Origin of the sequence: Dialister histaminiformans (genome assembly GCF_900103425.1) — a bacterium.
Taxonomy (GTDB): domain Bacteria; phylum Bacillota; class Negativicutes; order Veillonellales; family Dialisteraceae; genus Allisonella; species Allisonella histaminiformans.
Genome location: NZ_FMXA01000003.1, coordinates 1 through 12,349 on the forward strand (window position 1 = coordinate 1; position 12,349 = coordinate 12,349).

Annotated in this window: 14 protein-coding genes and 1 tRNA gene; 1 reads left to right on the forward strand and 14 read right to left on the reverse strand. The window is 46.0% G+C overall.

Translation table 11 applies throughout. The annotated features are described in order from the left end of the window. From BLQ79_RS08115 to recG, 14 genes are all read right to left on the reverse strand, one after another. The coding region (locus BLQ79_RS08115) for a transposase-like zinc-binding domain-containing protein (RefSeq protein ID WP_456151357.1) at positions 1-95 on the reverse strand (95 nt) is incomplete at its 3' end. A 252-nt stretch (positions 96-347) separates the two neighbouring features. Continuing rightward, a complete protein-coding gene (locus BLQ79_RS00015; RefSeq protein WP_091362539.1) occupies positions 348-956 on the reverse strand; it encodes an ECF transporter S component in 609 nt (202 codons plus the stop codon). Next, on the reverse strand, positions 944-1,075 hold the full coding sequence (locus tag BLQ79_RS08420; RefSeq protein ID WP_268761810.1) for a hypothetical protein: 132 nt from the start codon (positions 1,073-1,075) through the stop codon (positions 944-946). Before BLQ79_RS08420 ends, BLQ79_RS00015 begins: the two co-directional genes overlap by 13 nt. A 3-nt stretch (positions 1,076-1,078) precedes the next feature. Further along, on the reverse strand, positions 1,079-1,981 hold the full coding sequence (locus tag BLQ79_RS00020) for a hypothetical protein (RefSeq protein ID WP_091362540.1): 903 nt from the start codon (positions 1,979-1,981) through the stop codon (positions 1,079-1,081). A 21-nt stretch (positions 1,982-2,002) separates the two neighbouring features. Further along, positions 2,003-3,286 (reverse strand): DEAD/DEAH box helicase, encoded by a 1,284-nt coding sequence (locus BLQ79_RS00025; protein ID WP_091362542.1) that lies wholly within the window; start codon positions 3,284-3,286, stop codon positions 2,003-2,005. Positions 3,287-3,450: 164 nt separating this feature from the next. Then, positions 3,451-4,698: a M20 metallopeptidase family protein gene (locus tag BLQ79_RS00030; protein WP_091362545.1), complete on the reverse strand. Its 1,248-nt coding sequence runs from the start codon at positions 4,696-4,698 to the stop codon at positions 3,451-3,453. Positions 4,699-4,797: 99 nt separating this feature from the next. Then, positions 4,798-4,995, reverse strand: a complete 198-nt coding sequence (locus BLQ79_RS00035) for a helix-turn-helix domain-containing protein (protein ID WP_091362547.1) — start codon at positions 4,993-4,995, stop codon at positions 4,798-4,800. Positions 4,996-5,261: 266 nt separating this feature from the next. Beyond that, positions 5,262-5,348 (reverse strand) — tRNA-Leu (locus BLQ79_RS00040). A gap of 38 nt (positions 5,349-5,386) precedes the next feature. After that, positions 5,387-6,166 carry a 5'/3'-nucleotidase SurE gene (gene surE / locus BLQ79_RS00045; protein WP_234944868.1) on the reverse strand — a complete coding sequence of 260 codons (780 nt, stop codon included), beginning with the start codon at positions 6,164-6,166 and terminating at the stop codon, positions 5,387-5,389. Further along, positions 6,163-7,422 (reverse strand): glycosyltransferase family 2 protein, encoded by a 1,260-nt coding sequence (locus tag BLQ79_RS00050; RefSeq protein ID WP_091362549.1) that lies wholly within the window; start codon positions 7,420-7,422, stop codon positions 6,163-6,165. Before BLQ79_RS00050 ends, surE begins: the two co-directional genes overlap by 4 nt. Before the next feature lie 2 nt (positions 7,423-7,424). Further along, the gene (locus BLQ79_RS00055) at positions 7,425-8,150 is read right to left on the reverse strand and encodes a CDP-alcohol phosphatidyltransferase family protein (protein WP_091362551.1); all 726 of its coding nucleotides are present in this window, start codon (positions 8,148-8,150) and stop codon (positions 7,425-7,427) included. After that, the gene (locus BLQ79_RS00060) at positions 8,151-8,798 is read right to left on the reverse strand and encodes a phosphatidylserine decarboxylase (protein ID WP_091362554.1); all 648 of its coding nucleotides are present in this window, start codon (positions 8,796-8,798) and stop codon (positions 8,151-8,153) included. Beyond that, a complete protein-coding gene (locus BLQ79_RS00065) occupies positions 8,799-9,551 on the reverse strand; it encodes a WecB/TagA/CpsF family glycosyltransferase (protein ID WP_234944869.1) in 753 nt (250 codons plus the stop codon). A gap of 318 nt (positions 9,552-9,869) precedes the next feature. Beyond that, positions 9,870-11,906: an ATP-dependent DNA helicase RecG gene (gene recG / locus BLQ79_RS00070; RefSeq protein WP_091362556.1), complete on the reverse strand. Its 2,037-nt coding sequence runs from the start codon at positions 11,904-11,906 to the stop codon at positions 9,870-9,872. Positions 11,907-12,107: 201 nt separating this feature from the next. On the opposite strand from recG, the gene rpmB reads away from it, so the two are divergent. Further along, positions 12,108-12,299: a 50S ribosomal protein L28 gene (gene rpmB, locus BLQ79_RS00075; RefSeq protein ID WP_091362558.1), complete on the forward strand. Its 192-nt coding sequence runs from the start codon at positions 12,108-12,110 to the stop codon at positions 12,297-12,299. The last annotated feature ends 50 nt before the right edge of the window (positions 12,300-12,349 follow it).

Here is a 12,349-nt window from a genome sequence, read left to right on the forward strand (position 1 = left end):
TGGCAGTTTTCACAATGCCAACGCTGACTTCCTGCCTTTGTCTTCCCATATTTATGACAGGGAAACCCACAATAGGGACATCTTATTTTTCTCATAAACTCCTCCTAAAACACATTTAAGTCCTGATAAAAAAATAAAAGCCTATTTCTCCAGTATTGGCAAGGGTTTTGAGACTTTTTACCAACACGTTTTGTCCACCCTTATAAATCTTTTCAAAAAAAATAAATGCCAATGAAGCCCGATAAACACTGGCTCCATCGGCATTAAAACCAACACGAAATGTCCTATATCCCAAAAAGGCCTGATGGCCTTTTTTTATTGCACTCTGTTTTTCATTTTATATAACGTTAACGATTTCCTATCCTGTACAGTGCGGAAAGGATAGGTGCTGTAATCACCCCGGCAACTATCGCTTCCGGTATACCATTAGCTCCGGCAATACCTGCCAGCATCTCGGCTACAGCCACAGGAGACACTCCCTGATGCTGCGCAAACGGCACCCCCACCAGGAGGTAAAACAATGACAGAAACATCACGGTATGAAGAAATGTGGTTATTACCGCAGCACCTCCTGCCCTCACAGCCAACTTACCGGGAAGTATCCGGAATAATTTCCAGGCAATCCAGCCTATAGCCACCCGGGGCACTACACATATAATCAATGCATACAATGGATTATATGAAGACGCGAACTGCATCATCACAGCCGGTGAGCGAAAAGCCTGAATAAAAGAGAACATGCCGAAGAAAAATCCGGTCATGGCTCCGACCTTAGGCCCTGCCGCCATAGCGCCAATAATCGTTGGAATATGAAGTATGGTTGCATTTATTGCAAAAAGCGGAATAAAACCATATCCGGATATGCCCAGAAATATAGTAATCCCTACAAGAAGACCTGCTGTAGAAAGCTGTCTTACGCTCATAAAACTTCTGTTTACACTATTTACTTTTCCCATAATGCCTCCGTTCCTGCTCCTTCCGGATGCAGGTCGAACCAGAACAAACGGCTATCCTCATTGTCCGGTTCACCAGGGATACCGGCAGATATGAGTCTTTCGTCTGTCCTAAATATCATATTTTATTTTTTATCCTGCCCGGATATTGACTTATCTCCGTCTTTGGCAGAAAAAATCCATTGTGTTATCTTCTGACCGCTCCAGAGTGCAATGGCCAGGACCCACATATCCGAAATAAATGGGAACATAGAGAAGTAAGCCGGATCCAGATAAGCTCTCCAGTTTCCTTCCCATGGCATGCGGATAGAGATAACAAACGGAATAAACATAAGGATGAGCCATATAGAGGCTGTAAAGATAACCTGTGTGGCCCTGTATGGTTTTGACCCGTTTAATGCAAAGAACAGGTATACGCCCATAACCAGCATGGCAATAAAAATCTTGATATAAAGCACATACCACATGAGTGACATAAGGATATAAGCACCGGATACGGGATCAATTCCGCCGCCTCCCAGGGCATACAGGCCAAAAAAGCTGAGAATGGCCATTCCCGGAATGCTACCTATCAGGAACGTACATGCCATCCAGATGCGCAGGAATTCCCTATGCGCTTCCATAAGACGGGCATATACAGAAACCGCATAATGATCCAGTGCGGTAATGATGGCCAAATAGACCGTCATCAGCAGGACAGCCGGAATCACCAGCCAGTAGCCGACATGCCGCCAAGCCAGTTCCATCTGCGGAAGATAGTACCACAGAACGGCAGTCAGCAGCGGAAGACATGCAATCCACAGGACAACATATACCACTGACCGATAGGCTCTGTATTCCTGTCCAAATCCTTTTTTCTGTGCCATATACCAGAAGAAAGGGAATACCAGGCCGATAATAACAAAGCTCAAATAGGATATGGTAATCGATGCCGGAGTATGAATAATATACCCGATAACCGGAACCGGCAATACGACTGCCAGAAATAATGCTACCAGCTTTGCGAATTCAACATATTTATTTTCCATGAATTCCCAACCCCTTTTCCATTATCCTCTTCTGCCACGACGACCCTGAGGCTGTGTCTTGTCCTTCTTTACACGTTTACGCATATCCCGGCCTCTGTGTCCCAGTGCCTTATGTTCCTTTTTCTTAGTAGGTTTGTACATTCCAGGTACCACTACTTTTTTCTTCGGGCGTGCCTGTCGTACACGTCTTATGCGGCCTTTTTCATCATAACGGGTTATGGTTTCATGAATCGATTTTTCCAGACGTCGGAGAAGGGCTCCGTCTTCCGGGGTAACATAGGTAATAGCGATACCATGTGTACCCGCTCTGCCGGTTCTTCCGATACGGTGAACATAATATTCGAGATTTCTTGGAATCCCAAAATTAAAGACATGGGTAATCCCCTCGACATCCAGACCTCTGGCTGCCACATCAGATGCCACCAGTACCTGGATTTCCATTTTTTCAAAGCGGCGTATTACCTGGTTTCTCTGTCCCTGGCTCATATCCCCATGGAGTTCTTCCACCACAATATCCGTTTCTTCAGCCAGACGTTCAGCCAGACGATGGGCTTCATCCTTTGTATTGCAGAAAACAACACTCATAAACGGATTCATTTCTTTCAGATGTCTGATCAGCAGAGGAAGCTTATGTTCCTTTGTCGTTTCATAAATCCGCTGTTCTACTGTGGACGCCGTTTCCTTTTCTGCCACGTCAATACGCTCCGGATTGGTCATGTATTTCCGCGCCAGCCGGACAGTATCCTCCGTCATGGTAGCGGACAGCAGGATGAACTGGCGCTTTTTAGGAGTCTGATCCACCAGGGCTTCGATATCTTCTCTGAATCCGGCAGCCAGCATCTGATCCGCTTCATCCAGTATAACCATTTTTACGGCGCTCAGATTCAATGTACGGCGACGGATATGATCCAGCAGTCTTCCCGGAGTACCAATGATAACATGTGGATTTCTCTTCAGCTTCTGAATCTGATTTTCGATTGTACGTCCGCCAATGACATCCGCCGCGTCCACCCCACGTACGGAAGCCAGCGATTTCAACACATCAAAGACCTGTTTGGACAATTCACGGGTCGGCGTCAGAATCAGCGCCTGTACTTCGTCCCGTTCCGTCTGAATACGCTGCACGAGAGGAAGAAGATAGGCCAGTGTCTTTCCTGTGCCGGTCTGAGATTTGGCTATTACATCTCTCCCTTTAAATATGGCAGGAATGGCTTTTTCCTGTACAGGAGTAGCAACTTTTATCCCCTGTTTGTTCAGTACTTCGGTAAGTGCAGGAATAACACCAAGAGCTGCAAATGAAGTCATTTATTTTAATCCTCCCAGTTAAATATAAAATCAGGTTTTATCATAATATTGTAACATATATTATCTACACCTTTCGAGTATTCGCCTGGCAAAGGTTCTTAATGTAAAATCCGGATATTCCCTTTTACAGGAATATCCGGATTCTGTTGTTATTTTTATTTTGTTTACATTAGCTGAAGTATGCTCTTCCTGTCTCCAGGGGTGAATCCTTTAAAATCAGGCTTTTCCCGAAGCAGAGCAAGGATATAGGCTAATGCGCATTTAACTCCGGCAGTCAGTCCTTTTTCATCTATATCAAACCGGTCTGTATGATGTGGAGCACCACATCCCTTTTCAAGGTTCTGAATCCCGGTGAAGAAAAATACTCCCGGGTATAAGGATTCTGTTGCAGAAAAGGTTTCGGAGGCCATCCATGGCAAAATCGCATTGTCCATACAGGAATTTCCAAAAGCAGAAGATATGGCTCGCCGCGCCAGTGTTACACAGGGCGTGTAATTAACCGTTACCGGATAATACTGATCGGTAAGAATTTCAGCCGAGCATCCATAAAGGGAACAGAAATCATTTAACCGTTCAAAAAATGCTTTTCTGAACTTCAGACCATCCTCATTATCCAGCACTCTGGCAGTCCCTGCAAAAGTCAGTTCTGACGGGATGACATTGGGTGTATCTCCTGCCTGTACCATCCCCAGAGAAAAAGTAAGATTATGTGCGGGATCCACATGAAGCATCCGATAATTTCTGATTTCCGCAGCAAACGAAATAAAGGCTTCAATAGGACTGCATGCCTGATCCGGTCGTGATCCATGTCCCCCCTGCCCATGAATCTTCACCTTAAAGAAAAAGGCACCTGCCATGGCCGCCCCGTCCAGAATAGCCACTTTCCCTGCAGGAAGGCCCCATAGGACATGTGTACCAAAACAGGTATCCACATGAATATGGTTATCCGCCAGATAGTTCATCAGTGGTACTATTCCGCGTTTCCCCATTTCTTCTGCCTGTTCAAACATAAAGATAATCTTCCCATCCCATTCTTCCTTATGGCTGGCCAATATATGGGCCTCCGTAAGAAGCATGGCCATGTGCCCATCATGACCGCAGGCATGCATGACCCCTTTATTCCGGGATATGCAGCACCTGGCGGTTGAGAGGTTTTCTTTGTTTTCCTCTACAGGCAGGGCATCTACATCAGCCCTCATCAGCACGGTAATCCCCGGCTTCCCGCTATCCAGTACGCCAAAAATTCCCCCCTGGGGAACCTGAGTACAGGAAATTCCCCAGGATTCCAGTTTCTGCTTTATAAAATCCAGTGTATTGAATTCCTGCTGTGATAATTCAGGATATTCATGAAAATGCCTTCTAAGGGCAATTAATTCCGGCTCTGCCTGATTGACTATCTGATCTATATTCATATAATCCCCACTTTCATATTGAAATTATTTTAATTATAGAAACAGATATACGGCAGTGTCAACTCCGATGACCTCCCTGGCGGCCTTTCATCTGCCATATTATTTTCCCCTTATCTCTTTCCCATATACTCGTTCCATCCCTGCCCGTGTAACCAGCCAGACTCTACCTGATTTTCTATACTCTCCTTTCCGGAATCCGTTTTTAACCCGCCCCAGGCAATTCTGCCTCAGGGCATCGGACGTCTTTTTCCATCGCTCAGCAGCTTCTTCCAGAGTCATCACATCATTAAATTCCATGATTACCATTCCTTTCCTGATACGCCTGCCTGTATATGATTCCCTTTTATTTTTATTGTATCAGGTGACATGTCCAGAAAAACTCCCATTGCTCATAGTCAGGTTTCAACAGGCCACTCTCCCCTTTCCCCCGGTAAGGCCTCCCATGGAAAAACAGAATCAAATATTCAGCCTGTAGTCAAAATGGAATGAATATCCCACTGAAATAATGGCAAAACAAAAAGCGCGATGATCTGATTTCTCAGATTCCATCGCGCTTTTAACATTGGTGCCGGAGGTGGGACTTGAACCCACACGATATTGCTATCGGCAGATTTTGAGTCTGCTACGTCTGCCAATTCCGTCACTCCGGCGTATACTGACAGGATTAATTTTACCATTATATCGGTATTCAGTCAACCGAATGGCTGATAATTTTTGATGTTTTATCGAGCAGATTTCTATCTGTCATGTCCCAGGTAATCGGAGTCAGTGTAATTTTCCCCTGACGAATCCAGTATGAATCAGTATCTGCCGGTTCTTCAGCAAAAACTGGTTCCCCGCCAATCCAGTAACCTGGATTCCCCTCATTATCTGTTATCTTCTTTATCACATTTTTATAAATCTGCAGCCCCAGTCGGGTTATCCGGACATTTTTCGCTGAAAATTCTGCATCGGCCGGAATATTCAGATTATAGATACCTCTGGCATGTCCCAGAACAAACAACTTGTAAATCAGTTGGGAAGAAAAAGCTGCTGCTTTGTGGAAAAATGAAAGGTCCTCAGTATGCTCAACTGAAACCGCTATTGATGGAATGGAATTCATGCAACCTTCCATAGCCCCCGCTACCGTACCACTGTATAGACAGTCACTGCCAATATTAAATCCATCGTTGGCTCCGGATACTATCAGATCCGGCATATCATGGGCCAGAATCCCATCCAGTGCCAGTTTACAGCAGTCTGCAGGCATTCCCCCCACAGAAAACACGCGGATATGCTCCCCATAGCCCATTTCTTCACGGCATGAAAGAAACTGCCGGAGTGTGAGCCCGCTGGAGCAGGAGCTGCGCTGACGGTCCGGCGCCACTACCGTCACACGGGCATAATCGGATACAGCAAGCGCCAGGGCCTTAATCCCTGGCGCATCATATCCGTCATCATTGGTCATAAAGATATGTATTCTTTTCACCTGTCTATTTCCTTCTTTCGGGTCAAAGATGCCTGTTCAAAATGCATACTTCTCGTATGAATGGTATGTACCCACCCTTTCTTATGTCTGTCCAGATATCCCAGGAAAGTTACCGGAATCCATGAATACATAAACAGTGGATATAAGAGCCAGTAAAACCAGATTTTGAGTGGTACTTCAATCTGAAGGAGCACAATAAGCGGAAGTATATACTGGATAGTACCAATAACCGTCCAGAACTGTCGGGGAACCAGTACATCGTTATATAAAATCATGGTAAAGCATGGATAGAATATGTTGATATAGGTCATAATCCCCACAGCGGTAGAGAACAGCAGAAAGTAATTCTGCAGAAGCTGCATAATCCCATCGAGAATCATGAAACTCTTTTTTTGAATCGCTGCCTTGAACAGACGGGGAATATATCGTTCCGCACAGTCAAACTGCCCCTGTGCCCAGCGTTTGCGCTGTCTCCATGAAGCCATAAAGGTTAATGGCTTTTCATCATAGACAATCGCGTCATGAGCCCAGCAGGTACGGATTCCATGGGTAAGGCATTTCATGGAAAATTCCATATCTTCTGTCAGACAATCGCATCCCCATCCATATTTCCGGATTACATCAGCGGCAATACACATCCCGGTACCGCCAAGCGCGGTAGAGAGTCCAAGATTGTATTTGCCCAGATGCCACAGATGGTTGATAGTCCAGAAAGCAATGGCAAATGTTCCGGATACCCAGGTATCCGTTGGATTCTTTGCCGACAGGTACCCCTGCATGATTTTCTGCCCCTTTTCCAGACGGTTATTCATAACGGAAAGAAAATCCAGGTGTACCAGATTATCCGCATCAAACACACAAAACGCGTCGTACCCTTTGTTTAATGCGAAAATCTGGGGAAATGCCCAGTCCATGGCATACCCCTTCCCTACTTCCTCTTTGTTAAAGCGAACAAGGACATTCGCCCCATGACTGGCAGCAATCTTAGCCGTATCATCCGTACAGTTATCCGCTATGACATATATGTCATACAGTTCTTTCGGATATTTGAGCAATTTTAAATTATCCAGTAAATCCCCGACAACCATACGTTCATTATGGGCGGGAATGACTATGGCGAATTTATTTTTTGGTGCAGCCAGATTCTTCTCTTTTCTATGCCACATGCCAGCTACAGCGATTATAAAATAATACACTGTAAAGAATGCAATGACCAGCTGAGCGGGAATCATGACTAAATCCAAATAATGAGACATCGTTACTCCTCTTCGTATTTTTCTCTGATCTGTCTTCTGCGCCTGTTTGCACGACGCTGCATCTTTCTCTTATTCATATAGGTATTTAACATACCGAACAGGATATAGCCTGCACAAATAGCTGCTGCCCATGTTGTCCATTCCAGGATAATGCATACGGCTGCCATGGCAAGGCATATGAAGAGTGCCTTCGCATGCAGCTGATCAGCACTGGCCCCTTTATTGTCCGGGTAGTGTACCTCACTGACCATAAGGAATGCCAGCAGTACAACGAATGCACAGGCCAGCCAGTCCCAGATGCGGACACCGCTCATGACGTAAGAAGCAATGATAACTCCCGTGGTCGGGCAGGGAAGTCCTTCAAAATACCCATGTACCACATCGCTCTTTACGTTGAATCTGGCCAGTCGAAATGCACAAAGCGTACCAAGAAGCGCACAGGCCATCATTCCCCAGATTCCCAGGTTGTGAAGCTGATATGCGTAAATAAGCACACCAGCCCCGATGCCAAAGGAGATATCATCGCAAAGGGAATCCAGTTCCACTCCCAGCGGACCTGCTGTCCCCAGGGCTCTGGCTGTCCTTCCATCCAGGGCATCAGCGACAACGGCTGCCACAATGCAGGCAGCGGCCGTATTAAAATCTCCGTTCAGAGAAAACATCATACTTAATCCGCCAAAAAAACCATTAAGAGCGGTTACACCGTTAGCAATCCATGATTTATTCAATTACTTGAGCCTCCCAATCACTGACAATCCACCGCGAAGGACATCGCCTTCTCTGACACAAATATCAACATCCCCAGGAATATATATTTCAGTACAGGATCCAAACTTAATCATCCCATACAGTTCCCCTTTTTTCACCGTGTCCCCCAGATTCTTCCAGGATACCACCCGGCGCGCCAGAATTCCGGCTATAAGAATAACAAGAATTGACCGGTGTTTTCCTTCAATACCAATGGCTCCTCTTTCGTTTTCAAATCCCACGGTATCTTTATACGCTGGAAGAAAACGCCCCTGTGTATAGGACTGATACTGAATCCGGCCTTCCATAGGCGCACGGTTTACATGTACATTGAACAATGACAGAAAGATCGTAATCTTATGACATTTCTGTCCAAGGAACGTATCTTCCTGTACATCCTTCTCTACTGCCATTACGGTACCATCGGAAGGAGAAACCAGAATATCCTCTCCTTCAGGAATACGGTTATTCCGGTCAGGACATCTGAAAAAGAATGTAAAGTAACATGACAGAACAAAAGGGATTACTGCCACATATATATGTCCTGCCCATGCCAGAATAACGGCAATCAACAGAGCTCCGGCAATAAAGGGATATCCCTCATGTAGGATTAACGGTTTTTTCAGCATTTAACCTCTCGTCTCCCTTTTCCATTTTCTGACAGCCACCATAAATTTAGGAATGGCAAGCATACGTCCAATACGACTGGGCTGTAAATACAGACGGTACGCCCATTCCAGCCGATGTTTCTGCATCCACAGAGGCGCACGTTTTAAATTTCCTGCCATGACATCGAAGACGCCGCCAATTCCTACAGCAACCAGATTTCCTAATTCCTGTTTATGGGCATAGATCCACTTTTCCTGCTTGGGAACACCCATGCCTACCAGCAGCAGTCTGGCTCCACTGTCCCGGATCTGTTTTATTATTCTTGCTTCTTCAATGTCATCAAAATATCCGTCATGAATACCTGCCACAGGAAAATCCCCATACTGCGCAGAAAAACGGCGGGCCGCCTTTTCCGCAACACCAGGAGCTCCTCCCAGGAAATATACAGGCCAGTCATGCGCTCCGGACTGCAGTAACAGTTCATGTGCCAGATCGGCTCCTGTTACTCTTTCAGGAAAACGGAATCCCAGTTTTTCCCCTGCCCAGAGTACACCGGCTCCATCAGGAACTACGAGCTCAGCATCCCTGAGCACATGAGCCAGTTCATGATCCTGCTGTGCAAGCATAATCATTTCCGCATTAGCCGTAGCCACGAGATGAACTCCCGGCTCCTGCATAAAGGCGACACATGCCTGAACGGCATCACTCATACGCAAAGCCGCTATGGGAATCCCCATAACTTCATGAATGGAATACAATTGTTTTTTGTTCATAAGTCCTTTTATATCAATATACAGTAATCAGTCTGTATTCAACACTACATATACTATTTTATCGTAAGGTCCGGTGCATCCTTCAAAGATATGAATCCTTCTCTTACTACGATAAAGTCAACCCTGATGTTCTGTGCTGATTTCTGTCTTCTACAGGCAACAAAAATCAGACATTCTGTGTTATTACGTCATAAAATGCCTGTTTATCATTTTAAAACAAAACAGGCAGCATTACAACAGAAATTCCGTTTCACAATTCACTTATTATATCATAACACAGAATCTGAATGCATATGTCGGCCGCCCTCCGGTTAATCATCAATGATAGATCCTTGAAAAGAATTCCCCATGAAAACGACGGGCCAGTTCTTCCTTTACGTCCAGCCCATGGCTGATTTCTTCCCTGGCGGCTTTCCGTGCCTCTTCCAGGATGGGCAGATCTCTGATTACATTCGCTACCTTAAGATCGTCCATACCATGCTGCCTGGTACCAAAGAATTCTCCGCTGCCGCGCAGAAGCAGGTCTTTTTCCGCCAGAGTAAATCCATCCTGTATCTTCGTCATGAGGGACAGACGGAATTCTGCGGCTTCGCTGGTATTGTCAGAATACAGGATACAGTAGGATTTAGCCTTGCCGCGCCCTACCCGTCCACGCAGCTGATGAAGCTGAGAAAGACCAAATCGGTCAGCACCATATATAAACATGATGGTGGCATTCGGTACATTAACCCCTACTTCAATTACACTGGTTGCCACCAGCATCTGAATTTTGCCCTGTACAAAGGCTTCCATTACCTCATCTTTTTCTCTGGCTTTCATCTGTCCATGCACAAGCCCCAGGCAGAATTCCGGAAACTGCTTCGTCCGGAGTTCCTCATACACAGAAACTGCCGCTGCCAGATCCGCCTTTTCACTTTCCTCCACAAGCGGGCAGACCACGTATACCTGGTGCCCCATATTCATTTCCTTTTTCATAAACCGGTAAATACGCGCCAGCATATTTCTCCCAACTGCATATGTCCCCACAGGTTGTCTTCCCGGCGGTAGATGCCGGATGGATGACACATCCAAATCTCCATACACGGATAAGGCCATAGTCCGGGGAATCGGTGTAGCGGTCATGACCAGTATATGTGGATTATCCCCTTTAGTCTCCAGCCGTTCTCTCTGTTTTACGCCAAACCGATGCTGTTCATCTGTCACTACCATCCCCAGATGTGCGAATTCCACCGGATCTTCTATCAGAGAATGCGTACCGACCAGGATATCGATTTTCCCGCTGGCCAGACGGGAAAGGATTTCCTTTTTCTCCGATGCCCGGGTCTGCCCGGTCAGCAGTTCTGTGCATATACCTGTCCCATCATACAGTTCCGACAGGGTCTTATAATGCTGTGCCGCCAGAATTTCTGTCGGCGCCATCAGTGCTCCCTGATATCCGTTTTCAACAATTTTGGCCAGTGCAAGTGCAGCAATGACTGTTTTTCCGCTGCCTACATCCCCCTGTATAAGCCGCTGCATGGGCACAAGCCCTTCCATATCGCTTTCTATATCCACAAGGACCTGTTTCTGATCATCCGTGAGCTCAAAAGGAATATTCTTCATCACTGACAGCATCAGCTTTCCATCCGGCGAGCATTTGATGCCTGTATGTCCCTGTTCCCTTTTCTTCCGGAGGAGCCATATGCCAGCCTGCATAAAGAACAGCTCCTCAAAGGCCAGACGGTACCGGGCCCGCTTCTGTTCTTCCCAGCTTCGCGGGAAATGCATGGCATAAACCGCTTCTTTCCTTTCCATAAGATGGTATTTCATCCTCACCCGGGAAGGAAGATTTTCCTCTATTGTATCCATATGCTGTAAAGCATAGGCTATCATTTTCTGCATCTGCTGCAGCCGTATACCTTCAGTCAGCGGATATACCGGAACCAGTTTTTTCAGGGACTGGATTTCTTCCGGCCTGGCCGATATGGTTTCCGCATTGGACATCTGATATTTTCCGTAGACATACTCCACTTTGCCATAGGCAAGTATTCCCTGTCCCCGGTCAAATGCCTGACGCTTCCATGGCTGATTGAAATAGGTCAGATTAACAGCCCCCCGCCCATCGGTAAGTACCACGGTTATAATGGAGAGCCGCGGTCTGGGTCTCACCTCCCGCACATCCACTATACGCCCGTATACCACGTGTTCATCTTCTGTATCCAGCGCATCCATGGGGGTGATATCCGTCCAGTCCTGATATTTCCTTGGAAAATAAGAAATCAGATCTTCCACTGTATGGATTCCCAGACGGCCCAGCTTTTCTTCCATCTTAGGCCCCACGCCCTTAACCGCTGTCACCTTGTCTTTTAATTCCATAGGATTCTCCTGTTAAGAATACACAGGGCATTATTATATAAAAAAGTCCCCATCCCTGTAGAAAATTAAATATCTTGACTTATCTTCTGATTCTTTATATTATAATTCTACCGATAAAGCAAACACAAACGCTTGCCAGTGCAAGTATTTTATGCTATATTATGAATGTTGCAATCGCGGAAGCGCAAGGAGGTGTAGAACATGGCTAATTATTGTGAAATCTGCGGGAAGAAGACCACAACCGGTATGAACGTATCCCACTCTCATCTGAAGACCAAGAGAACCTGGAAACCGAACATTCAGAGAGTTCGTGCTAAGGTTGATGGCAAGGTAACAAGACTGAATGTCTGCACCCGCTGCCTTCGTTCTGGAAAAGTTGACAGATCTTTATAATCTGCAGATAAAAGACCGGTATTTACCGGTTTTTTTATTGCCTGTCCATT